Raw genomic sequence first — 23,752 nt, forward strand, 5'->3', positions numbered from 1 at the left:
ATAATTATTCCTCAGACTAAAAATGGTGCATTTTTCTTGACAATATACCCACCAAGGGTATATACCTATAGGGGTATATTGGAGAATTATATGTCAAAACACCCTAAGCATCATGAAGAGTTGTCTCGACTTAATAGAGTAACCGGACAACTCGAAGGCATTAAGCGGATGATTGAAGAACAACGCTACTGCGTGGATATCCTTTCTCAGTTACGCGCTGTTCGTAATGCAGTAAAAACTATTGAATTGGGTGTGCTTGAGCGCCATGTTTTAAACTGCCTTAATGAGGTCGCCTGCCATGGAACTTCTGAGTCGCGTCAGGAAAAAATGGATGAGATTATGGCATTACTAAAAAAATACGACTGAGGTGGATGATGAATACACAAAACCAGGATGCTAAACACCACAAAGAAGGGCATAGTTGTTGTGCTCATCAGCATCATCATGCACCTATGTCCCAATTTGAGATAACATCAGATCATGTAATTTACACCTGCCCTATGCATCCACAAATCCGCCAAGACAAACCAGGAACTTGCCCACTATGTGGTATGGCGCTGGAGCCAGAGCAGGTGAGCATAACAGAACAAAGAAATCCCGAGTATCACAATATGTTCTGGCGTTTTATCATTGCATCTATAGCAAGTATTCCAGTCATTTTCTTGAGCATGGGTGAGCGTTGGTTAAGCCCATTAATTCCAATGTCTCTATCGTTATGGACTCAAGCTATACTTGCAACGCTGGTGGTTTGGGGCTGTGGTTGGCCTTTCTTTTTAAGAGGATGGCAGTCTCTTCGCACCCATCATCTGAATATGTTTACCCTGATTGCTTTGGGCACTGGTGTTGCCTGGGGGTATAGCTTGGCAGTCGTTCTTTTTCCACAACTACTTCCCCTGCATATGCAAGGCGATGGCATGATGCCAGTCTATTTTGAAGCTGCAGCAGTGATTACGACTTTGGTGCTTTTAGGCCAAGTGTTGGAATTAAAAGCGCGTGAGCGCACCGGAGATGCCATTCGTGCATTGCTTCATTTAAGTCCAACAATTGCTCATCGATTAAATGACGGCGAAAATGAGGAGGACATCTCTCTTGATGAAGTAACGGTAGGTAATAGATTGCTGGTACGCCCTGGTGAAAAAATCCCGGTTGATGGAGAAGTAATTCAAGGTCAAAGTGATGTGGATGAATCCATGCTCACAGGTGAACCTATGCCTGTCGCCAAAGAAGTTGGCAATACGGTGATTGGTGGGACACTGAATCAACAAGGAAGCCTTGTTATCAAAGCAGCACACATAGGCAAAGACACGTTACTTGCCCGCATTATCTCCCAAGTCAGTGAGGCCCAACGCAGCCAGGCCCCTATTCAACGCTTGGCAGATGCTGTTTCTGCTTGGTTTGTGCCTATTGTTTTAGCAATCGCATTGATTGCGTTTCTTGTTTGGTTTTTAGTAGGCCCCTCGCCTTCCTTAAGTTATGGCTTAATCGCTGCCATCTCCGTATTAATCATTGCATGCCCTTGTGCTTTGGGTCTTGCAACCCCCATGTCCATTATGGTTGGGATAGGAGAAGGCGCACGACGCGGTATTTTAATTAAAAACGCTGCTTCTTTGGAGCAATTAAGAACAATCAACACCCTGGTTGTCGATAAAACAGGAACATTGACCCAAGGTCATCCGGCGTTAACCCAAGTTATTCCAATTGCTAGTTGGCAAGAACAGGAGCTTTTGAGTCTCGCGGCATCTCTTGAGCGTCACAGTGAGCACCCACTAGCCAAAGCACTACGTGATGAAGCGCAAACACGTCAAATTACTTTAAGAGAAGCTACGGATTTTATTGCAGTTAGAGGAAAAGGCGCTCAAGCAAAAATCGATGGAAAAAGCGTTGCCATTGGTAATGCACAGTGGCTTTTGGTTCCTGCCGAGCAAATTCCTGATGCGGCGTTGAAGGCCCAAGAAGAAGGGGCTACTTTGATTTATTTGACAGTTAATAAGCAGTTCGCAGGTGTTTTTGTGGTCGCTGACCGCATTAAAGAGTCAAGCCACGATGCTGTCGCCACGCTTATCAAAAAAGGTATACAAGTCATTATGCTCACCGGTGATAATGCCATTAATGCCAAAGCAGTAGCTCGACAAGTAGGTATTCAAAGGGTTATTGCCGAAGTCTTGCCCGATGAAAAAAGCAATATGATTGCTCAATTGCAACAGGAAGGGCATGTGGTTGCCATGGTTGGTGATGGGGTGAATGATGCCATTGCCTTGGCAAAAGCCAATATTGGTATTGCGATGGGAACCGGAAGTGATGTAGCAATTGAAAGTGCCGGCATTACCTTATTAGCAGGTGATTTAAATAAACTGGTAGAGGCTTATGAATTATCGGTGCATACAGTAAAGAACATCCATCAAAATCTTTTTTTTGCTTTTATTTACAATGCGCTGGGCGTGCCCATCGCGGCAGGTGTTCTTTTCCCATTTACAGGCTTATTACTAAATCCTATGATAGCTGGTGCTGCCATGGCATTAAGTTCTGTGTCGGTGATTGCCAATGCTTTGCGTTTGCGCAAGAAGCTGACATGATAGGAAAAATAATTAAATTAATTTAATTAATATTAGGGACAGAATGTACATGATGAATCAGAAAAGGGGTTTTAAGTATTTTGTGATAGGGCTGACACTGTTAATGCCTGTATTAGCACATGCAAAATCCCCGTTGAATCTCAAAGAGCTGACACAACTGGCAATTCAACAGAACAAGGATTTAAAAGCAGCGCGTTTTGCCATCTCTATTGCCGAGGCACGCTTGGTACAAGCAGGATTATGGTCAAATCCCAATATTAATTTAAATAACAACGACGACCGATTATTTAATAACGAGGGTGAATATTCGCGAAGTATCAGCTTTAACCAGGCCTTTCCCATATCAGGTCGTATTGCCAAGCAAAAAACAGTGGCACGCATTGATATTCTTCGCGCCCAGGCTGAGGTTTTTGAGGCGACCCGGCAGTTAAGTGCCAAAGTTGCTAATGCATATTATGCGGTGGTCATCGCAGAGAACCGCATGCAACAATTAAATTATTTACAAAAGATAAATCAAGAGTTGGTGCGTGTTATTCATAATCGCTACCATGCCGCTGAAATTTCTAAATTGGATGATAATTCGGCTCGCATTGAATACGCACGTATTACTCAAGAAAAACAACTGTTAAAAAGTCAGCTAATTAGCCAATATGCCCTTTTAAATCAACTCATTGGTCAAACACCCAATTCGCCACTGAACGTTAAAAAAACGATTAGGATAGCAAAAGGCATTCCTCCATTAGGAAACTTAATCAATCACGCCCTCAGTAATCGTCCTGACAGGAGGGCTTTGCTACTTGCTGGACAACGCGCCATGGCCGATAGACGTTTAGCCCAAGCTGAGCGCTTTGCTGATTGGACTCTTGGTGCTGGAGTGCAACAAGATAAAATCGTTGTGGAAGGCGGGTTACCGCAACCAGCTGATCGCACATTAGGGGTTTCCTTATCCATTCCTCTGCCTTTACTCAATCGCAATCAAGGGCGAATTATGGAGGCCTCCGCAACTGGAACTCAAGCCATGATCTCAGTAGATGCTTTAAATCTCACGATTGAAACAGAGGTTACGAGCAATTATGGCCAGCTTAATGCTCTTAAAACTAGTGTCGCGCAAACGCAAGGCACCTCCCTTCGTTTAGGGCTTGAAAACGTGAAACTTGCTCGTGAAGCCTATCAAAATGGACAAGTTTCTTTTTTGAATGTCTTGCAGGTGCAAAGGCAACAAAATGATGTACAAATGGCCTACTTAACGACCATTGGCCAATATTTTCAATCTTATGTTGCCTTATGTACGGCTATTGGAGCACCCCATACAAACGGATTCTGCTCGTATTTATCCTTAACAAAGGACGTGACCAAATGATTCATACATTTAACTCCATCCGCCAAAGAGTGTGGTTTATTGTTTTACTGGGTATTTTCTTTCATTCGTCATTGCTAATGGCGCATGGAGACGAAATTGAAGTCAGCACGTCAGGCCCAGCCCAGTCGGTTACATTAACTCCTGAACAAACCAAAATGCTGGATATTCAGGTCTCCGAAGCCACGCCGCGCCCCATGGCTGACTTGTTAGCATTAAATGGTCAAATCCAATTACTGCCCAATGCACAGGCCGATGTCAGTGTGCGTATTAGTGGTGCCGTGACTGATATTGTGAGCAATCTTGGGGACAGTGTCACCAAAGGCCAAACATTGGCCACGGTACAATCTCGCCTAGTTGGTGATCCTCCACCTAGTGTCGCGGTAAAAGCGCCTATTTCAGGTGTTATTGATGCACGCAATGTGAATTTGGGGCAAGCGGTAGAACCCAACACCGTTTTATTTCACATCAGTAATCGTGAGCAAGTGCTCGCTATTGTTCAAGTGTATGAAGAGGATTTGGGCAAGATTAAAGTAGGGTTGGATGTGAATGTGCATGTTTTAAGTTATTCCAAGCGTATTTTTCCTGGAAAAATAACGCTTGTTGAACCAAATTTAGATCCCTTAACGCGCACCGTGAACGTCCAAATTAGTCTTGATAATAAAGAGGGATTATTAAAACCCGGCATGTTTGTACGTGCCAACGTGGTATTACGATTTACTCAGGCAGCACTTACGGTACCTAATAACGCCATACTGGAAATTGATAATGCCACCTTTGTGTTTGTGAAGAATGGCACAGCCTATGAGAGGACGGTGGTTAGCCTTGGGGCTCGTGATGATAAGTATACTGAAATTAAAGAAGGTTTAGTTCCTGGCGATGAGGTGGTCACGCAGGGTAATCGAGAATTGTACACATTATCTCTAAGTGGTGGCGGCACTAAAAAATCTGGTGATAAGGAGCCTCACTAATGTTTACACGCTTAATTGCCTGGTCGCTTCATAATCGCCTTTTGATTTTAGCTTTAACGCTCGTGCTGTGTCTTTTAGGTGGTTACACCTTAAAACAAATGCCAGTAGATGTATTCCCGGAATTTGCCCCTCCACAGGTGGTGGTGCAAACCGAAGCGCCGGGCATGGCCACCCAAGATGTGGAAACGCTAATTACTTATCCATTGGAAAGTGCGATTAATGGCACACCAGGTGTAGCCAGTGTTCGCTCTAAAACATCGGTAGGTTTATCCACCATTACCGTGGTTTTTGATGACCGAACGGATATTTACCGTAATCGACAACTGGTAAATGAACGTATTCAACAAGTCAGTAATCGACTCCCACCCGGGGTTAATCCTCCAGTGATGTTACCGGTAACCTCTGCAGTGGGTTGGCTTGTCAAATATGCCTTAATCAGTGATACGGTAAGTCCTGAAACATTACGCACCATTTCAGATTGGACCATCAGACCCCGAATTCTAGCATTAGGTGGGGTTGCGGCCGTCGTGTCACTTGGTGGGGAGGTCAAGCAATACCAAGTGCGTTTAATTCCTGAGCGCATGCTTTCTTATGGGATTACCATCGAAGAAGTACGCCAGGCGTTAACCACTGCGAATCAAAACGTACCTGGCGCTTTTATTCACCAAGCCGGTAGCGAGCTTGTGGTCGGAACTATGGGGCGAATCCAGTCCTTAGAAGACATTAAAAAAACCGCCATTGTGGTACGAAAAGGAATTCCTATCACGATTAATAATGTAGCTACCGTTGCTTTTGGTGGTGAAATAAAGCGCGGTGATGGTGCTTACAATGGAAAGCTCGCGGTGATTGGCACCATTTCCAAAGCCTATGGTGCCGATACGGTGACAACCACGGCTAAAGTGGAGCAAGCGCTAAAAAACATCAAACTCACTCTCCCCGCAGGGGTGGCGTTAGAAACGGAAGTCTTTCGTCAAGCCAATTTTATTGAATCAGCGATTCATAATCTATCTCGCGCTCTTCTTGAAGGGGCAATCATTGTCATTGCGGTGCTTTTTGTGTTTTTAATGAATTGGCGTGCCTCATTTATTACCTTTCTGTCCATGCCTGTATCCTTTGTCATTGGTTTATTGGTGCTTCACTATTTTGGCATTGGGATTAACTCAATGACACTTGGTGGGATGGCCATTGCGATTGGCGAGGTCGTAGATGATGGCATCATCACGGTTGAGAATGTGGTGCACCGTTTAAGAGTAAACCGTCAAGAACTCCATCCTTTACCTGCCATTGAAGTGGTGTTTGATGCGGTACTTGAGATACGAAGTTCGGTTGTTTATGCCACCATTATTATTAGCCTTGTCTTTTTGCCTATTTTCTTTTTATCAGGGATTGCTGAGCGTATTTTTAGCCCCTTGGCCATTGCCTATATTGCCTCTGTCTTGGGTTCTTTGGTGGTATCGATTACCATGGTTCCGGCGCTTTGTTACCTTTTATTGGTTCGTGGCAAAGAAAAAGCAGAAGACTCTGAAGTGAGTCTACATGGCTTATCTCAGCGTGAGCGTCATTATGGGGTAGAGCAAAAAACGGAGCATGAGAAAGAGTCTGAAACCCGGTTTGTCCTGTTTCTTAAAAGGCATTTTCTAACAGCACTGCACTGGTCTTTATCGCATGTTAAAGCTGTGGTTGTGATGGCACTGGCTGCTTTTTTGTTTGCATTAACCCTACTTCCCTTTTTTGGTAAGTCCTTTTTACCGGAGTTTCATGAGGGAAATTTCATTATTGCTATGAGCACATTGCCAGGAACTTCATTAGAAGAGTCGATGCGTTTGGGACAACAGGTGCAAAAATCCTTAATGCGCTACCCACAAGTCATCTCGATTTCCCAACGCGCAGGTCGCAGTGAGTTGGATGAAGATGCGCTACCCCCTAATGTCAGCGAATTTGATGTCCGACTTGATTTTACTAGAGACAAATCGATGCCACCTGATGAGCTATTACGACGAATTCGTGCTGATTTAGCCAATATTCCAGGTGCGATGTTTAATGTGGGTCAGTTCATTGCCCATCGTATGGATGAAGTGCTTTCAGGGGTTCGTGCCCAAGTGGCGGTGAAGTTATTTGGTGATAATTTAACGACGCTCAATGAATTAGGTCAATCTTTAGAGACTGTTTTAAAATCTGTTCCGGGTGTTGTTGATGTCAATAAAGAGCAGCAGATTAATGTACCGCAACTCATCATTAAAATTGACCGAGAAAAGGCGGCACGTTATGGGGTCAATGTAGGGCAAATTTCTGAAGACGTACAAGTACTTTTAAATGGAGTCAGTGTTTCGAATGTTTTGGAAGGACAGCGTACCTTTGATTTGTACCTTCGTATGGATAAACCTGGACGAGATAGCATTAAAGCCATTCAAGACATGTTGATTGACGCACATGGCCAAGCCGAGGGAACTTCTGGTCAAGTGCCTTTGCGGGCTGTGGCTGATATTAAAGTAGAGCCCCAACCCTTTGCCATTAATCGGGAGAATGTGCAGCGGTTATTGGTCATTGGCTTTAACGTACAAGGACGAGATTTAGGCAGTGTCATTGCTGATGTAGAACAAGAGGTACAGGAAAAAATAAAACTACCCGCAGGCTATTTTATCCAATACGGCGGGCAATTTGAAAGCCAGCAACAAGCTTCTAAAGTGATTATTACCTTTGGTGCTTTAGTTATTTTCATTATGCTGGTCTTACTGCATAAAGCCTTTGGTACCTTAAGAGAAGCTTTATTGGTGATGTTTAATTTACCTTTGGCGTTAATCGGTGGGGTGATATCACTTTTTATCGCCAGTGGTGAGATGAGTGTGGCAGCCATGATTGGTTTTATTACCTTATTTGGGATTGCGGCACGCAATGGGATTATTTTAGTGAGCCACTACAATCAATTGCGGTTGCAGGGAAAAACTCGAGAGCAAGTGGTCATTGATGGGACACTCGATAGATTAGTGCCGGTACTTATGACAGCGGCTACCGCAGCCCTTGGTCTTTTCCCGCTCCTTTGGGGTTCACCCGCCGGTAAAGAGTTAGAGCGTCCTTTGGCACAAGTACTATTGGGAGGGCTATTGACTTCAACCGTGCTCAATATGTTTGTTGTTCCCACGGTCTATAACGCCATTGAACAATGGCGGGAAAGACATCAATCTTTAGATGAAACCAATAAGGAGAAACACCATGAACCAAAAACAATGCAACCGTAAGTTAAAGTGGTTTAGTTTGATAATGAGCTTTTTTATTTGGACAATACCTATAGAACTCTTTGCCGATACAAGCGAAGCGTCCAAAGTAACCATTCCATCAACTATCCCAGCCATTTGGAAAGCCATTGATGAGCAAGCGGTGTCGATTAATCAGGCATTAAAAGACAATCAACTCACCTCCATTCATGAGCATGCTTTTGCTATTCGCGATTTAGTCAATGCACTGCCTGCTTTAAGCAAGGATTTATCTGAAGAGCAGAAAAAAATATTACAAACAAATTTAAGTTATGTAGGGCAATTGGCCACTCGTCTTGATAAAACAGGGGATGCAAACGATAAAGAGGGAACTCAAGCCAATTGGGATAAATTGGAAAAAATATTAAGCCAATTACGTGCCCTTTATCAAATCTCATCATCTAATTAAGAGTATTTTTATGAAATTATCTTTTTGCGTTCAAGCAATACTTGCATTAAATGCCCTGTATGTTGGGCAAGTCCTTGCAGTTCAAAATCCGACCTCACATACAGTGACTAAACCCACCGTGTTGTTGATTAAAAAATATCAAACCGAAGTGGATGGTAAACCTACTGAATTATTTCGAATCGAGCAGCCTGATGGTACTTGGGGATATCATGGGGTTAAAGGCGACATGTTTGATGCCATTGTAAAAAATCAGACTGATAAGCCCACAGTGTTACATTGGCACGGCCTCATTGTACCAAATGACCAAGATGGAGTGCCCTATGTGACGCAAGCACCTATTCCCCCAGGCGGTGAGTTTCATTATCATTTCTTGCTCAAACAATCTGGGACTTATTGGATGCATTCGCACCATGATTTGCAGGTACAACAATTTTTATCAGCACCTTTGATTATCTCCGATGCAAAAGATAAGGCAAGTGAGAAAGAGGTTACTTTATTCATTGGCGATTTTAGCTATAAAAAACCAGAAGTGATTTTAAGTGAGTTAAAGAAGGGACAAATGACCCACATGCATCATGGAAATGGCATGTCTTCTATGCCTATGAGCCAACCCGAAGCCGATTTAAATGATGTCAATTATGATGCATTCCTAACCAACTATAAAACGTTAAAGAATCCAGAAATTGTTCCCGTTCATCAAGGAGATACTGTTCGGTTAAGGTTTATCGCAGGCTCTGCAATGTCTAATTTTTTTATCAATACAGGCATTTTAAAAGGAAAGGCGATTGCTATTGATGGGCAAGCGATTAAACCAGTAGAATCCAATCAATTTCAACTGGCTGTGGGACAGCGGATTGATGTTTTGGTGACCATTCCCCAAGGTGAAAACGCATATCCTATTCTTGCGCAAGGAGAAGGGACTGCGATGCAAACAGGTTTAATACTTACAACGCCTAAAGCGAATATCCCTAAACTAAATGAAAAAACGTCAAATAAAGCTGGCGCTTTAAACTATGATCAGGAATTTAAATTTAAGGCCTTACAGCCAATGTCAGCTAAAACTCCTGGACAAACGCTTACAGTCAATTTAGAAGGCGATATGATGTCCTATGTGTGGACAATTAACAATCAAAAATGGCCTGAAATAAAACCATTAACGGTTCAGAAAAACAAACGGGTTGAACTTGTCTTCAATAATAAAACGATGATGGCTCATCCCATGCATTTGCATGGTCATGTCTTTGAAGTGACTGAGATTGATGGGAAAAAGATAAGTGATGGTCTGTTGCACGACACGGTTTTGGTGTTGCCGAAATCAACTGTTAAGGTTCAATTTGATTCCGATAATCCGGGCAACTGGATGATGCATTGTCATATGCTTTATCATCAAGAGACTGGGATGATGACTCTGATGACTTATCAGGATATTAAATTACCAGACTTAACAAGCCATCATTGACGTTAAACACCATCTTTAAGGATTAAGCTGCTTTTAGAGAGTATTTTAGTCGCTCATAACTAAGAATAGTACTTACCTAGATGCGTCATTATGAGGATATGGGTAGTTTTGGCAACAACTGAACTGATCAGCTGTTGCCATTTGAAATGAATTTATGCAATATGAGCCACATTGGTCTTTTGCGATAATAGCAAACGGCTATTTAACTTAGCATATCTATAAATTTTTGATTTTAATTGTCGTTTCACTCCCTCGAGCCCTAACTTACTGTTGTTAGCCAGATCATTAAAATCGCTAAATTGTCGGGGGTTTGATAACTGCTCTCCCGGAGCAAAGGTCGGTAGAATGATGAAGCCATTAACTGAATCAGCTGCTTCTTTTCCTTTTTCTTTCCCAGGGTTAATACCTTTTGTTAACTCAAGGTGTTTGTCATCATCTGCAGCCACAATAATTGGAGTATTGGGATATTTATCATGTAGCGCTTTAGCGACTGGTTTGAGATTACCGGAGTCAAAGGCAGAGACAACAATAGGTAGCCCGGTTGCCTCTTTTATAGTTGCAGCTGTAGCATAACCTTCAGCAATAACAATGACAGGCGTTCCTGAAAGTTTTTCTAGGCCACCCAATACATGAAAACTGCCTTCCTTTCTTGAATCTTTTGCAAAGCGTTTGGTTCCATCTTCGGCAATGTATTGAACAGTCCAAAGTGTACCTTGGCAATCTGTTGCTGGAATACAGGTTAGTTTTCTTTCTTCATCCGTATAGGCGCCAGAATGAACCTGAATACCTTTGGCCTGCATATAAGGTGTGGGTTCCAAAATCTCTGTCATCATCGATAATTTTTCTTTGAGTCTTAATGCAGTACTTTTTTGCTTAGCTTCAAGCTCACGTTGGCGAGTTTGTTGTTGCTCGAGTGCTTCTGCCTTAAGCGTTGTCTTCTGTTCATCAGTTAAAATGTAACCCTTACATTTCCAATTAAGTTCGTCACCAGTTCGATTATTTTTAATATATCCAGCCGGAATACCATCTAAATGGGCCACATAAAATCCTGCCTTTTCACCGTTTTTATCACCCTCTGTAGCTATGCGATGAGGTTTACCATCCATAATTGGATGCCCACCTGAAACAATAGCACCAAGGCTCACCAATGCCGCCTTAAATTCATCTTCTGGTATAAGCGCTTTATCCTGGGTTAGTATTTGATTTTCAGGAAGCCAGGCTTTGATTTTCTCAACAGGAACACCAGGATTTGCATACCAACATTTTTGAACTTTATCCCAAGCAATACCTGGTGTTCCATCAGTGAGTTTTCCTATTGTGGATTTAGCACTCTCTTTTTGTTTGAAGGGGATGCTTAACCAGACCTTTTCAGAAGTGATGTTTTCAGGCGTCATAAAGGCTACCTCTTTAAGTTTCTCATCCTTGATTTCAATAAGTTCTGTTAGTTGAATGTCTTGGGTTTGCTCAAAAGCACCCAGGTGACTAACTATTTTTTCTGCATCCGCAGATGCTCTGAATATTTCTAAAGGCTCATCTTCCAGAACTTGAATCCACGATTTGATATATGCCGTGTGTTGAGAAGGGGCATGGCCTATACCAAGCTCAGCACCTAAAAGCATGCTTGCAATTTCTGCTCTCAATTCTTCTTTGGCGTAGGCATCTGAACCAAAAGGATGACCTAAATCTCTATCCAGTCTGGAAGGATGACCGCTCCAATGCCCAAGCTCATGCAGGGCAGTGGCATAATAGTTTGCTGCAGATTTAAATTGCTCTTTTGGCGGAAGATGAATGCTATCAGTCGATAATCTGTAAAATGCTCTGTCCGCTTCAGAATGAATAATGGTGGCGCCAGAGTTATGCAGTAGTTTTTCTGCTCTTTCAATTAAGGACCAGTCCGGCTCTTTTGTAATGAGTTCGGGCATATTATCAATCTGTGAGGCATGAAATACTGTTGAATAAAACACCTTGGGTCGTTCAAGATTCACCTGCACTTTTAATGGATTACCGTGCTCATCAAGCACAGGTTTACCAGCATCATCTTGTTTGATTTGTTCTTCATGAAATTTCCAATACTGAATCGTCGTGCCTTTTTCTCCCTTGCGCACTTGCGCATCCATGCTTTGTGCTTGTTTGTAAGTTAACCAGCGATTGTCATCACTTTGGTTCAGCATTAAATACAATGCATTAATCCCGCGATAACGTTTTCCTGTTATCGGATTATAAGGAACTTGACCATTACCTGTGCCTGGCTCCCATGGTTTTAGCCAAGGTGCTGTTCCTGCTTTCAGGCTCTCAATAATTTGATTGGCAACGACTTGATGGTAAGGCATTTTAGTCATAAATAGCCTCCATCGCGTCTTCTTCATTGAGTGCATCTTCAAAAAATGCGCCCATGATGTCTGCTTCTATCGGACTGACCTCGACAAGAAAGCCAGGGATTACTAAATCCTCGAACTTTTCTGAAATCACATCCATTAGCTCGGTTTCATGATTCATGTGGTTTTCTCCCGTTTATTAATTACCCATATGGGTGTGATCATTCCCTTGATTTGTCTTGTGTGAACAAGACCATAATATCGACCATCGAATGACCATTCGCTTTGACTGGTCATCGTCATGATTTCATCTTCTTGAAGTTGATAATTCATTACCTGCCATTGAGGTAAAGTGCGGTTCATTCCATCCTGTAATTTTGGTTTTGAATAAGGAGTTAGCATTTGATTCACATAAACTCCTTCATTTGTCGTAGAGAGGACATCGCCAGATACAGCCACTATTTTTTTCATTAAATAGCCATATCCATTGCAATAAAGACCAGGGTCTATATAACCTCTGTTCTTGGCTAATCTGAAAGTTTTCCTATCATCTGGGCAAAAAATCACATAAGCATTTTTTAGTGGCTCTGTGCCGGTGATGCGATATAAGCCTATAGGAATGGACTCAGTAAGATTTATCTTAAAGCCCATAGAATGGAATAACATACCTGCAGCAATAGTGCTTATCAGAAAAATAGCGATTATGACGGATAGTTTTTTCATAATCGGATCATCTCATCTTCACTTAAACGAACACGTAACATATCTGATTGAGCAGGAGCCTCTACAGATGCCCTAGCCATGAAGACTGGATCTTTAAAATAAAGCGGTTGTTTACCATAAATGGCAGGGAAGCCCGCTGCATAAACAACCATATCCCCAGCTTCAATAATCAGGCCATTAGAATCTTTTTTGGGGCCTGGCATACGCAGGCACTCATCAACAGTTAAAAGAGGTCTCGATATTTCTTGAATGGTTTTTGATATTTGATTTAAGAACGTAGAAAAGCGTTTCCCACTGGTAGTGATGTGTTCTTTAACAATAGTTGTTTGACCTGTCAGCTTGGAAAGATGTTCTGCTGTTTCAACCCTGTTGGGTGGATAAGCATTTTGGATGTGGCAATTAGAAGTGATGGTCTCATCAGGCCCATAACCACGTTCACGGCTTTTAAGCTGATTAATGTCCTGGCAAATTAAGTAAAACTTTAAACCATAACCTGCAACAAAAGCTAATGACTCTTGTAGAATATCGAGTTTTCCAAGGCTAGGAAATTCATCAATCATGCAAAGCAGTCGATGTTTATACGTTTTTTTAGCGCTCACATAAGATAATCCTTTGTCATTGGATATACGCTCAAATTCCATTTTGTCTGCCAATAGTCTTACTATCATATTAATCATTACTCTAACCAGAGGTTGAAGCCTGGCCTTGTCATTAGGTTGAGTAACAATATAGAGACTCACAGGATTTTCATGGTTCATCAAATCTCGAATACAAAAATCGGAAGACGAGACGTTATGTGCTACCACCGGATCTCGGTATAACGCCAAATAAGATTTTAAAGTAGATAATACAGAACCTGCTTCTTCTTCGGGGCGGTCTATCATGTCACGCGCAGAGGCTGAAATAACAGGATGGGTTTTGCCTTCAATATGCGGGTATTGCGTCATTTCAATGAGCAGGTCGGCAATATTAATATTGGGATCAACCAGCATACGGTCAATATTGGGAAATGTAGCTGGTTCTCCCTGGTTTTTCAGTTTATAAATCGCATGCAGAATAAAACCAACCAAAAGGGCTTGAGAGGTCTTCTGCCAATGCGTTTCCAATCCTTTACCATCGGGATCAACTACAAGTGTTGCCAAATTTTGCACGTCACCGACCTCTGATTCCGTACCGACTCTGATTTCATTTAGTGGGTTCCAGCGTGCACTTCCTTTTAACGTTGCCGGTTCAAATCGAATGACTTTGTTGTTAGCATGTTTCTGACGCCATCCAGCAGTCATTGCCCAAAGTTCACCTTTTAAATCGGTAATGACGCAAGATTGTTTCCAGGATAGAAGGGAAGGGATCACTAGACCAACTCCTTTCCCTGAGCGTGTTGGTGCATAGGTTAAAACATGCTCAGGCCCATTGTGGCGCAAATAATGAATCTCTCCTTTGTCATCTTCGAATGCCCCAACATAAACTCCTTCATCATGTCCAATGAGGCTCGCACTGTTTAAGTCTTCCCAATTAGCCCATCTGGCTGAACCATGGAGGTAATCACTCACATTGTTCTTTTTAAAATATTTGGAAGCCAATACGATCATCATTAAAAACAGACAACCCATCATCACAATGAGGCCAAAGGCAGCATTAAAAGAATCTGGGTAATAGGATTGATATTTACTAGCCCAGATAAAAATCTGCCAAGGCATATAAATATGGGCGAATGAAGCCCCTAGGACATCAGCATAGTGAAATTGATGCGCGAAAAACTGCGTGCCAATTTGCATGCTGATTAGAAAAGAACAAATCACTAACCAGGTATGCGTTTTATTTGTCTTGCTATGATTTTTTTCTCTGACTTGGGGGCCTATGGCTTGATTCAGTTTGTTTTGGCTCATTGGCTCTCTCCCGATGCCTTTTGGTTCACAAACTGACTGACCTCATCTGATGTATCAGTACCTGAACTAAAGCTACCTCCAGGAGTACCCATAGACAGAATATTTTGTGCGTTGGATTCTTGCGATTCAGAAGCAGATGAATCTACCTTGTTCTGAATTGCCTCAGCAATTTTCCCACCTGTTGTGTCAGCAATTTTGTCTGCAATGGCCTCTTTAACCGAGTTTGCTTTTTCACGAGCCACATCCATAGTACCTGATGCTAAATGGGAACTAAAAGAACCTGCAAATTTGGTAGCTGTTCCCATGGCTTCAGCTAAACCACCAGTTTTAGAGCCTTTATCCATTCCTGACAGAGAACTTGTATCACCAGAATTGGTTGATTGACTGGCTGCTTTAAACGCGGCATTCAGTGCGGATAATCCACCACCACTTTGAGCAAGTGCAGTGCCTGCTGCGCCTGCCATGGCGGCACCCGCAATTCCTGCAGCCCCCATAGCTCCACCAAGACCGAGCCCACCGCCGCCACCAGAACCGCCTCCTGACACAATGCCAGCCAAGGCAGGCGGAATTTTGTCAATAAGAACCAGTAACAGTACGGCAACTACCAGCATGACAAACATTTCTTTAAGCATGATGTTTTCAGACATTGCAGCGTAATATTGATCTACAAAGGATTTACCAATACCAATAATTAAAATCATGGCAAAAGCTTGTAATGCAATCCCCAACACAGTTTTGTAGTAGTTAATTGCAATGTCCTGAGTCCAACGGCCACCGCCAAACCCTAATAAAACAATGCCACCATAAGTTAAAATCCATGCGGTGATTAAGATAATGAGCATATTGATACTGACTAAAGCTAATATAATCAGAATAACCCCTGCAACGAGTAATCCTACTGTAGTTGCTGCAGGAGACCAGATGGATGAGCTGTCTATGGCTTTTGAAACAATATCAAACCCAACATCCACAATATCAGAAGGAGAGACATGCTCATTAATCCCAGAAGCCTTGGCTGCAAGTTGCCGCATGGAATCTATTATCGCTTTTGCAATTGCAGGCCCATTGTCCAAAATCCAATAGAAAAAACCGATAACCACAAAAAACCGTACTGTTTCAGCTAAGAATTCTTGAATGTCTGCTCTTCGCAATGCCATCAAGCCGTAAGTCCACACCATACTGATTGAGGCCAAAGACCAGAACAAATATCTTGCGTAACTCAACATGGTTTTGCTCCATAGCGCGGATGTGCTGGCAAAACGTTGTAAAATATTATCGAGTAAATCACGACTATCCATGCCATGCCCCTGAGCATGGCAGTATGTGGAAAACCCAAACAAACTAAGAGCAATTAAATAGGGGATTATTTTTTTATTCATACCATCACCACGTCTTACCAGAGCTTTTGGAATAGCTACCACCACGGAAACACGCATCACCAATAGCTTGGAGTTCTTCTTTAGTTCGACCCTCTCTTGAGCTGTTGCATGTTAGAGAAGCCAAATGTTCAGCCTTTTTTTGAGATGCGGTTTCAGCGCTGTCGCAACCTGACAGGACACAAGTAAGAACCAAAATTGATAAACATATAACTTTCATTTCCTCTCCTTTTTATGATGGATTACCATTTTTTTCCTGAGCTTTTATGATATGCCCCTGATCTGAAATGCTCATCTCCCGCAGTCTGTATTGCTTCTTTGTTGGCATTCGCCGCATCTTTGACTGCCTGGGCATTCTGTTGCGCCAATAACACGCCTCTGATTTGAAGCAATTGATGGGATTGATTACTTGCTAATTGAGAAGCGGCTTGGAGAGCCTGTTTTTGGCCTGCAGCACTTTGTGCTTGAGATTGCAACGTACGCAGCTTTGCAGAATCATTTTTTAAGCTCTGTTGTTGTTTATCAATCCCTTTGAGCATGGCATCATTGGAGCGTTTTTCAGCAACAGAAGCCGCTAATCTGCTTTGTTTGATTTTTCTAAGTTCTTCAGCAGAACATTGCCCCGTGCCATTAAAACACGGGGTCTTTTGGTAGTATTCCTGACTTTGGAATCGGTCCAGATATCCTTGAAGGCTGCCAGCTTCCTGCTTGTAGTAATCAATGGTATCAGTCGACTCAAGCAAATTATTAATAACAGAGTTGGCATTATCCCATTCAAAGGAAGTCAGTGATTTGGTGTTGTCTAACATGTTTTGATATTGGTCCATCTGATTCTTGTATTGATCGACTTGCGTTTTATACTCTTTAATCTGATTCAGTAGCATTTTTCCATTTTGTACATAATTGGGTAAATCAAACACTGGCATATTTGAGAAGGCATTAAATGACCATAAATAAACAAATAGAATTCGAAGTTTCATCACATTTCCTCTTTTTTGTTATGCAAACTGACGATAAGGCTGTTTAAACGTTAAATCCTTCACCACGATGATATTGAACCGATAACCTGGGCGAACGTTTATGGTGGGAGACACATTCAGGTTTTTTGAAACCAGTTGGGAAGTGACCTCGCCCAACTGTTGCCCTAAAGCTTGACTCATCACGCTGCCCGCGGTGGGTTGGGCATAACCGAATTGATTAGATTGATTGGTATTTTGGCTATAAGTAATGCCAGCAATAATGCCTGACATTAAAAGTGCTGAACCATAAATTCGTGCATAATGATGATCTACCTGATCGCGAAAACCACCATATCCAGCACTATCAGCACCGGGCATAGAGCCGATATCCAGTGCTTTACTGTCTGGAAACACCAGGCGTTGCCAAGCCACTAATACGGAAGACTGACCAAAAGGGATATCACTGGAATAAAGTCCCAATATCTTCGTTCCTTGAGGTATTAAAAGATATTTTCCGGTAGCGGTGTCATATACGTTTTGTGATACTTGAGCGATAATTTGACCTGGTAATTCTGAAGAAATACCACTAATCATTACCCCTGGAATCACACTGCCAGCTCTTAGTTCGTATCGACTGTTCGGATTTTGCAGCGTTGAATTTAAATGCCAGCGCATTTCATTTTCCTCACCACCTAATGTTTGTGGCATAGGTTTGGCCTGTCTTCCTTGTAATAATGCGAGCTGCTCTTTAAATGCTGATGAAGGGTCGATGTTTAATGTAATATCATTGCTATTCATGGAAGTTTTAGTAGTGTAGCGATTATTCAATCGTGGGTTATCTACCATTACGGATGACTTAGCTTTGACGGCCTCTTCAAATTCTTGAGTTTTTTCCTGACGAATACGCTCGATTTCAGCTTCAGATACCTCTTGTGTCAGAGTATCTTCTTGATGAGAAAGTTGTTCAGGAATGGGCAAAGGAGCTGTTTCATTATTAGCTATCGTGCCGCTATGGGGCGGAATCACTGCTGTTTTATGATTTCCTACCACATCATTAGCAAGGCTCATGGTATTTTTCTTAGGGTTCTTAATCTTTGCTATTTCTTGTGGCTGGTTTTGCGCATTAGCCCGTTTGTTGGCAACCAATGCGATGAGCACCACAAAAAGAGTTAAAATACCAATTGCAATCATGAGTGGCACATTATTTACTCGTTTTACACCTGTGGTTTCAAGCTTTTGCGGTGAATTGTCTGGTGACAAATAATCATTATTTTTATTCATAGTTCTTATTCCTTATGAGTCCATGCGCTGACAGGGATGATATTTTCGCGGCTTTTTGCATATAGACGGCTCAATGTTTGTATTCCTACAAAAAGGCTTACTCTGTAACTTTGAGGTTTAAGCTCATCAAGAACGTAGAAAAAATTAGCTTTATTCTTAGGGCATTGATTTTCATTGATGCCATAGCCCTTTTTTCTCAAATTTTGAATAAGACTTAAGCCAAAGCCATCGTTGACTGCCTGACCAATACAAAATGTATTTTGAGCAGGGGGATAGACTCGGGTTAATTGAGTAGCTGCATCTGTCGCCAAATAAGCATCTTTGCCCTGAGCCATTTGGGTGAAATTGCCATAACGCATGCTGGCACAGCTTGATAACAAGACGGCAGCCAATAAAACACTTAATTCTTTCATCTTCAGCACCTTGTAATCGTAATTTTTTCTTGAGAGGAACCGCTGCCGATAACCAATATGGCTTTATCAAAAACACCATCTACGATGTAACGACAACCCTGGAGGCGATAATTGACCATGACGGATTCTGATTTTTTAAATAGCCCTCGACTTCTTAAAACTAGCAGCGCGGGCGCTTCACTTTGAGCCATGGTTCGTGGCATCTCAATAATCGTTTTGACGCCATTGTTATATACTCTAACAGGCTTAAATCGGGCATTGCCTTGAATGCGATAATTGAAGTTAAGATCACCTAGATATTCATTGGTTTCTGGTAAGGTATCTACTTTTCGTCTTTCAGCCTGGATGCGTTGTAGTAACTGCCATTTGGCTTTGGCCTCATCAGGATAAGTAAATGAAATGTAAGGCATAAATTCGGTTCTATCTGACTTTAATCTAAAGTGATAGGTTCTTCTGTCTGTGGTGACTACCAAAGAAGAATCAAGCCCTACATCTTTAGGTTTTATGAGCAGATGGATTTGTTGCATAGCCCCAGATCCTGTGATGGATGGTTCAACAACAAAACGTGGGTCACCGACATTCATGTCGTTAAACTGCTCACCTGGTTGGAGGGCAATATCACACACTTGTAAAGGCGCACAAACTACCCTGATTTGCCCTGATCCATAAATAAAACTGACTGAACCATCGCTTGATACAAAGGGTTTACTTGTTTTTTCTCCTTTTTGTGTGCGTTCTGCGATATCCAAACCTTGTTTTTCCTGACTCGATAGCTTGGGTACAGTATCCGAAAAATAATGTTCCGCCAGAATAGTGTTATCCAATGCAAAACTTGTGAGCGGTGTTAATAAACAAAATAGCTGCATTATTCTTTTCATTGTTGTTCTCCATGCTTTAATTCGTAGGACCAGTTAAAATCACGCACATAAATCAGATGCGGATTTTTTAAAATGGACTCGCTGGTAACATCATTGATTTCATTCTCCTGATACATCGTAACCATTGCTTTCATCATGCGAGGCTTTTCCTTAAGCGATCCATCACGATTTCTCACCGTTTCAATCCAGTCAACTTGCCAGGTCTCATCGGATTCTTGAAGTACTGAGCGAATGTCTATGCTTACAATCTCAAAGGCAGCTCTTTCAAAGGGATTAGATTGTTGTTTGTCGCTATAGAACTCTTGAATCTTAGCTAAAGCCGCATCATTGGCATTTAAATAGGAATACACCTGAAAAACTGCTTTCTTTTGCAGTTCCGTATCAAGGCTTACCATGCGAACGTTTTCAATGAAATGTGCTGCTGCAGCACGATAATCATCAATGCTTGCGTCACCAACCTTGTCAGCACGAGTAACTGATAAGGTATTGCCATTGGCATCTTGTTGAAACACCAAAGGGATAAATTTGGATTGGCTACCTATCACAATGAGTCCACCAACTGCTGCCAATGCGATTAACAGACTGCCTAATCCAACCAATTGCCAAACTTGTAGTGATTTCATAAGCCCTGCGGTATGAACATTCCAGGCGCGTCTGGCGTTGAGGTAGGGGTTATTCGTTATACTTTTTTTCATGCTGCTTCTCCGTACTGAGCCAAATGAATACCTTTTTCTGAAAGCCATTGAGAGACCCACTCATCCTCATATTTCGATTCCAATTGCTTCATACGCGCAATCGAATCGGGATCTGTTGCACCCACAAACGCTAAGGCATAAGGACCTAATGCCAATTGATAAAGTCTCTGGCCTTTTTCACTGACATAGTAGTAATCACGTTTGGGAAGGGCTGCGGCTATGATGTCTATCTGGCGTGGATTTAAGCCCATGCGCTCATAAATGAGTCGGGTCTCAGGATCTCTTGCATAAAGATTGGGTAAAAAGATTTTGGTGGCAGTTGATTCAACAATAATATCTAAGATTCCAGAGTTGGCTGCATGAGATAAATGTTGTGTTGCCATAAACACCACACAGTTTTTCTTAGCCATGGAATCAAGCCATTCAGCAATCTTGTTTTTAAACACAGGATGCGCCAGCATTAACCAGGCTTCATCAAGCAAGATTAAGGTGGGGCGACCATCTAATGAGGTTTCAATCCGCCTAAAGAGATAAAGCAACACAGGCAATGCAAATTTTTCACCCAAGCCCATTAAATGCTCGATTTCAAAAGTCATAAATGAAGACAAACCAAGCCCATCACTTTCTGCATCCAATAAATGCCCCATCAAACCATCAATAGTGTACTGCTTTAACGTTTCTCTAATGGGTTCATCCTGTATCGTCATGACAAATTCAGATAAGGTTTTAGAGCCACTTTGGTGCATGCTTAGAATGGCATGACCGATTTCATTGCGCTGAGCTGGTGTGGTATTCAAACCATTCAAAGCTAGAATCGTATCAATCCACTCCATAGCCCAGGCTCTATCCGCTTTAGTTTCTAAAAACTGCAAGGGCGCAAAGGCAAGGCGAGAGTCTTTGCCTGCGATAGTGAAATGCTCCCCACCTGTTGCCTTACAGGTTGGATACATAGACATGCCTTTATCAAAAGAATAAATACGTGCATCTTTATAGCGACGCCAGGACAAGGCCAATAAACCAAGATGGGTTGATTTCCCAGAGCGTGTTGGACCAAACATAATGCCGTGACCTAAGTCTCTGACATGAAGATTCAAACGAAATGGCGCATTACCACTGGTGACACAGTGAAGCAGAGGCGGTGATTGAGGTGGAAACAGGGGACAGGGTGCTTTATTTTCACCAGTCCAAATGCTGGATGTTGGCAACAAGTCTGCCAGATTCATGGTATTCATCAGAGGTCTTCTGATGTTTTCAACACCATGGCCGGGTAGACTACCCATGTAGGCATCCATAGTATTAATGGTTTCTGTTCGTGCGCTAAAGCCTAAAGCGTTGATATTCTTTTCAATAAATAGGGCGGCTTTCTCAACGCTCGTTCTATCCTCATCCATTAATACAACGACGGATGTATAGTAGCCTTGACCCACCATTCCTGAATTGGTTTCGGCAATGGCTGCTTGCGCGTCATTAACCATGCTGAGTGCATCTTCATCAACGATACCGGAGCTGGTATTAAACATTTGGTCAAAAAAGCCTCTGACCTTTTGCTTCCACTTTTTACGGAACTTAGTGAAATGAGCTACAGCTTCATGAGGATCCATGAATATGAAGCGAGAGTTCCAGCGATATTCCACAGGTAATTGAGTCAAGAGCGTTAAAATACCTGGGTAAGACTCCATGGGGAATCCTTCAATAGCAACACATTGAATGAACTTTCGGCCAATTTTGGGTGTTATACCTGGAATTAATTCCTGACCGCCTATGAGTGCATCCAGATAAATTGGATTTTTAGGCAGATTAACGGGATGGTTAATTCCAGTGACACAATATTGAATGTGTCTTAAAAAGTTATCTTGAGTGATCTTATGGTTTTCATTGATTAGTATTTCAGAGCCTAACCTTTCGAGGTGAAGCGCTGCGCTCATACGTGATTCAAAGTTTCTGCATGATTGCTTGAAGGTTTCAATTAATTGATGGGTTTTGGCTTTTTGGTTTAATTTTTCCCCTGAATCATCAAACATCAATTCAACAAAACGCTTTTGCGCCAATACAGGTGGATACCAGGTTAGTGTGATAACAAAATATCCTTCATACAAAGCACCAATACTTTCAAAGTACTGCCTTCTTTCTTCATCAACAGCCTTTGATACAAGATCCGGAAAATATGACGCATTGCACTCACTGTAACCAGGAGCAGCACGTCTTATGGCATCGACATGAATCATCCAGCCATTACCCATAGAGGACATTGCCTGATTGATTCGAAAAGCCATCATTTCACGCGCTTCATCGGTAGTATTGGCTATATCTTCACCTTGATAAAGCCAGGCTGCCATAAACGATCCATTTTTACCGATAATTACGCCATCATCGACAACTGCCGCATAATTTAGTAAATCAACCAATCCTGCTGTATGACTTCGATGTTTGTTGACATGGTGTTTACGACTTTTCATTTGAGTGGCGTGAAACAAAATACCTAATAGCAACAGCCCAGTAATACTGATTAAAAAGGTAATGAACTCAATCATAAATAACCCCCTTTATTATTACGAAAAGGGGTTGAACGTGCTGGATAATAGGCCTGATAGCCTCTTTGTCTCAGATAAACTGCTCTCATATAAGGATCAGCCTTTGCCATAAGCCTTAGACCTTTTAAAGATAAAAACCAAAGGGCAAAACCAAAAAGTGCAGCAAGCCAATCCTGAGCTGCGAATACTAAAATTGCTGAGAGTAAACCTGAGAACATAACCAGCTCGCGGTCACCACCCATAAAAAGACTTGGGCGGTTACCACATCTGCGTATAGGAATGGTGCGAAGACTCATGGCTGTGTCTCCATAGCACTTTTTGAGACTGAAGGTTTAGCAATTTCGGCTCCTTTGCCTGTAATTGCTGTCATGGTATTTTGTGCTGCAACCAAGAATGAAAGCACCAGTACAATAAAGAGAAGAGTTCGCAAAAAGCCATTCATTTCACCACCAAAAATCAGCGTGGCTCCCGCGCCAACCAAACCAATAATTGCTGCGGTAAATGCAAATGGGCCTGTTATGGATTTTTGTATTTTGGTCAGATACGAGTCAAAAGGTAATCCTCCACCTGCGCTAGATGCACATGCAGGGTGTGTTATTAACAGAAGCAATAAAACAATCGCTCCCATCATCCATAGACTTCGATAATTTATATTAACTGCTTGATTCATACCTA

General features: G+C 42.1%; 21 protein-coding genes. 7 read left to right on the forward strand and 14 right to left on the reverse strand.

The window, feature by feature from the left end:
• Positions 1–90 precede the first annotated feature (90 nt).
• From B094_RS0103555 to B094_RS0103585, 7 genes are read left to right on the forward strand one after another with little or no spacing between them, the layout of a single operon-like run.
• Positions 91–366 (forward strand): metal-sensitive transcriptional regulator, encoded by a 276-nt coding sequence (locus B094_RS0103555; RefSeq protein ID WP_018576423.1) that lies wholly within the window; start codon positions 91–93, stop codon positions 364–366.
• An 8-nt stretch (positions 367–374) separates the two neighbouring features.
• Positions 375–2,573 (forward strand): copper-transporting P-type ATPase, encoded by a 2,199-nt coding sequence (locus B094_RS0103560; protein ID WP_018576424.1) that lies wholly within the window; start codon positions 375–377, stop codon positions 2,571–2,573.
• Positions 2,574–2,622: 49 nt separating this feature from the next.
• Positions 2,623–3,933, forward strand: a complete 1,311-nt coding sequence (locus B094_RS0103565; RefSeq protein WP_112220347.1) for a TolC family protein — start codon at positions 2,623–2,625, stop codon at positions 3,931–3,933.
• Positions 3,930–4,901 carry an efflux RND transporter periplasmic adaptor subunit gene (locus tag B094_RS0103570; protein WP_018576426.1) on the forward strand — a complete coding sequence of 324 codons (972 nt, stop codon included), beginning with the start codon at positions 3,930–3,932 and terminating at the stop codon, positions 4,899–4,901. Before B094_RS0103565 ends, B094_RS0103570 begins: the two co-directional genes overlap by 4 nt.
• Complete coding sequence (locus B094_RS0103575) at positions 4,901–8,137, forward strand: efflux RND transporter permease subunit (protein WP_018576427.1); 3,237 nt, start codon at positions 4,901–4,903, stop codon at positions 8,135–8,137. Before B094_RS0103570 ends, B094_RS0103575 begins: the two co-directional genes overlap by 1 nt.
• On the forward strand, positions 8,112–8,561 hold the full coding sequence (locus B094_RS0103580) for a hypothetical protein (protein ID WP_018576428.1): 450 nt from the start codon (positions 8,112–8,114) through the stop codon (positions 8,559–8,561). The genes B094_RS0103575 and B094_RS0103580 overlap by 26 nt, the downstream gene beginning before the upstream one ends.
• A gap of 10 nt (positions 8,562–8,571) precedes the next feature.
• The gene (locus tag B094_RS0103585) at positions 8,572–10,020 is read left to right on the forward strand and encodes a multicopper oxidase family protein (RefSeq protein WP_018576429.1); all 1,449 of its coding nucleotides are present in this window, start codon (positions 8,572–8,574) and stop codon (positions 10,018–10,020) included.
• A gap of 152 nt (positions 10,021–10,172) precedes the next feature.
• Here the strand turns inward: B094_RS0103585 and B094_RS0103590 are convergent, their stop codons facing one another.
• From B094_RS0103590 to B094_RS0103650, 14 genes are read right to left on the reverse strand one after another with little or no spacing between them, the layout of a single operon-like run.
• Positions 10,173–12,359 (reverse strand): zincin-like metallopeptidase domain-containing protein, encoded by a 2,187-nt coding sequence (locus B094_RS0103590; RefSeq protein ID WP_018576430.1) that lies wholly within the window; start codon positions 12,357–12,359, stop codon positions 10,173–10,175.
• Complete coding sequence (locus B094_RS17420; RefSeq protein ID WP_014842343.1) at positions 12,352–12,516, reverse strand: hypothetical protein; 165 nt, start codon at positions 12,514–12,516, stop codon at positions 12,352–12,354. The genes B094_RS0103590 and B094_RS17420 overlap by 8 nt, the downstream gene beginning before the upstream one ends.
• A complete protein-coding gene (traF, locus tag B094_RS0103600; RefSeq protein ID WP_018576431.1) occupies positions 12,513–13,058 on the reverse strand; it encodes a conjugative transfer signal peptidase TraF in 546 nt (181 codons plus the stop codon). Before traF ends, B094_RS17420 begins: the two co-directional genes overlap by 4 nt.
• Positions 13,055–14,944 (reverse strand): type IV secretory system conjugative DNA transfer family protein, encoded by a 1,890-nt coding sequence (locus B094_RS0103605; RefSeq protein WP_018576432.1) that lies wholly within the window; start codon positions 14,942–14,944, stop codon positions 13,055–13,057. Before B094_RS0103605 ends, traF begins: the two co-directional genes overlap by 4 nt.
• Entirely contained in the window at positions 14,941–16,323 is a 1,383-nt protein-coding gene (gene trbL / locus B094_RS0103610; protein ID WP_026253860.1) for a P-type conjugative transfer protein TrbL, read from the reverse strand. Before trbL ends, B094_RS0103605 begins: the two co-directional genes overlap by 4 nt.
• Before the next feature lie 4 nt (positions 16,324–16,327).
• Complete coding sequence (locus B094_RS17560) at positions 16,328–16,540, reverse strand: hypothetical protein (RefSeq protein ID WP_081621025.1); 213 nt, start codon at positions 16,538–16,540, stop codon at positions 16,328–16,330.
• A gap of 22 nt (positions 16,541–16,562) precedes the next feature.
• On the reverse strand, positions 16,563–17,300 hold the full coding sequence (trbJ, locus tag B094_RS0103615; protein ID WP_018576434.1) for a P-type conjugative transfer protein TrbJ: 738 nt from the start codon (positions 17,298–17,300) through the stop codon (positions 16,563–16,565).
• Positions 17,301–17,318: 18 nt separating this feature from the next.
• Complete coding sequence (locus tag B094_RS0103620; protein ID WP_018576435.1) at positions 17,319–18,560, reverse strand: TrbI/VirB10 family protein; 1,242 nt, start codon at positions 18,558–18,560, stop codon at positions 17,319–17,321.
• Positions 18,561–18,565: 5 nt separating this feature from the next.
• Positions 18,566–18,973: a conjugal transfer protein TrbH gene (locus B094_RS0103625; protein WP_018576436.1), complete on the reverse strand. Its 408-nt coding sequence runs from the start codon at positions 18,971–18,973 to the stop codon at positions 18,566–18,568.
• 2 nt (positions 18,974–18,975) lie between these two features.
• Positions 18,976–19,851, reverse strand: a complete 876-nt coding sequence (trbG, locus tag B094_RS0103630; RefSeq protein WP_018576437.1) for a P-type conjugative transfer protein TrbG — start codon at positions 19,849–19,851, stop codon at positions 18,976–18,978.
• Positions 19,848–20,546 carry a conjugal transfer protein TrbF gene (locus tag B094_RS0103635; protein ID WP_018576438.1) on the reverse strand — a complete coding sequence of 233 codons (699 nt, stop codon included), beginning with the start codon at positions 20,544–20,546 and terminating at the stop codon, positions 19,848–19,850. Before B094_RS0103635 ends, trbG begins: the two co-directional genes overlap by 4 nt.
• The gene (locus B094_RS0103640) at positions 20,543–23,077 is read right to left on the reverse strand and encodes a VirB4 family type IV secretion/conjugal transfer ATPase (protein WP_018576439.1); all 2,535 of its coding nucleotides are present in this window, start codon (positions 23,075–23,077) and stop codon (positions 20,543–20,545) included. The genes B094_RS0103635 and B094_RS0103640 overlap by 4 nt, the downstream gene beginning before the upstream one ends.
• On the reverse strand, positions 23,074–23,373 hold the full coding sequence (locus B094_RS0103645) for a conjugal transfer protein TrbD (protein WP_018576440.1): 300 nt from the start codon (positions 23,371–23,373) through the stop codon (positions 23,074–23,076). The genes B094_RS0103640 and B094_RS0103645 overlap by 4 nt, the downstream gene beginning before the upstream one ends.
• Entirely contained in the window at positions 23,370–23,747 is a 378-nt protein-coding gene (locus B094_RS0103650; RefSeq protein ID WP_018576441.1) for a TrbC/VirB2 family protein, read from the reverse strand. The genes B094_RS0103645 and B094_RS0103650 overlap by 4 nt, the downstream gene beginning before the upstream one ends.
• Positions 23,748–23,752 lie beyond the last annotated feature (5 nt).

This window comes from Legionella shakespearei DSM 23087, assembly GCF_000373765.1.
Lineage (GTDB): Bacteria > Pseudomonadota > Gammaproteobacteria > Legionellales > Legionellaceae > Legionella > Legionella shakespearei.

Bases quoted from the DNA above. Each gene is read 5' to 3' on its own strand.
- B094_RS0103555 (WP_018576423.1), top strand. From the start codon at position 91: ATGTCAAAACACCCTAAGCATCATGAAGAGTTGTCTCGACTTAATAGA.
- B094_RS0103560 (WP_018576424.1), top strand. From the start codon at position 375: ATGAATACACAAAACCAGGATGCTAAACACCACAAAGAAGGGCATAGT.
- B094_RS0103565 (WP_112220347.1), top strand. From the start codon at position 2,623: ATGATGAATCAGAAAAGGGGTTTTAAGTATTTTGTGATAGGGCTGACA.
- B094_RS0103570 (WP_018576426.1), top strand. From the start codon at position 3,930: ATGATTCATACATTTAACTCCATCCGCCAAAGAGTGTGGTTTATTGTT.
- B094_RS0103575 (WP_018576427.1), top strand. From the start codon at position 4,901: ATGTTTACACGCTTAATTGCCTGGTCGCTTCATAATCGCCTTTTGATT.
- B094_RS0103580 (WP_018576428.1), top strand. From the start codon at position 8,112: ATGAACCAAAAACAATGCAACCGTAAGTTAAAGTGGTTTAGTTTGATA.
- B094_RS0103585 (WP_018576429.1), top strand. From the start codon at position 8,572: ATGAAATTATCTTTTTGCGTTCAAGCAATACTTGCATTAAATGCCCTG.
- B094_RS0103590 (WP_018576430.1), bottom strand. From the start codon at position 12,359: ATGACTAAAATGCCTTACCATCAAGTCGTTGCCAATCAAATTATTGAG.
- B094_RS17420 (WP_014842343.1), bottom strand. From the start codon at position 12,516: ATGAATCATGAAACCGAGCTAATGGATGTGATTTCAGAAAAGTTCGAG.
- traF (WP_018576431.1), bottom strand. From the start codon at position 13,058: ATGAAAAAACTATCCGTCATAATCGCTATTTTTCTGATAAGCACTATT.
- B094_RS0103605 (WP_018576432.1), bottom strand. From the start codon at position 14,944: ATGAGCCAAAACAAACTGAATCAAGCCATAGGCCCCCAAGTCAGAGAA.
- trbL (WP_026253860.1), bottom strand. From the start codon at position 16,323: ATGAATAAAAAAATAATCCCCTATTTAATTGCTCTTAGTTTGTTTGGG.
- B094_RS17560 (WP_081621025.1), bottom strand. From the start codon at position 16,540: ATGAAAGTTATATGTTTATCAATTTTGGTTCTTACTTGTGTCCTGTCA.
- trbJ (WP_018576434.1), bottom strand. From the start codon at position 17,300: ATGAAACTTCGAATTCTATTTGTTTATTTATGGTCATTTAATGCCTTC.
- B094_RS0103620 (WP_018576435.1), bottom strand. From the start codon at position 18,560: ATGAATAAAAATAATGATTATTTGTCACCAGACAATTCACCGCAAAAG.
- B094_RS0103625 (WP_018576436.1), bottom strand. From the start codon at position 18,973: ATGAAAGAATTAAGTGTTTTATTGGCTGCCGTCTTGTTATCAAGCTGT.
- trbG (WP_018576437.1), bottom strand. From the start codon at position 19,851: ATGAAAAGAATAATGCAGCTATTTTGTTTATTAACACCGCTCACAAGT.
- B094_RS0103635 (WP_018576438.1), bottom strand. From the start codon at position 20,546: ATGAAAAAAAGTATAACGAATAACCCCTACCTCAACGCCAGACGCGCC.
- B094_RS0103640 (WP_018576439.1), bottom strand. From the start codon at position 23,077: ATGATTGAGTTCATTACCTTTTTAATCAGTATTACTGGGCTGTTGCTA.
- B094_RS0103645 (WP_018576440.1), bottom strand. From the start codon at position 23,373: ATGAGTCTTCGCACCATTCCTATACGCAGATGTGGTAACCGCCCAAGT.
- B094_RS0103650 (WP_018576441.1), bottom strand. From the start codon at position 23,747: ATGAATCAAGCAGTTAATATAAATTATCGAAGTCTATGGATGATGGGA.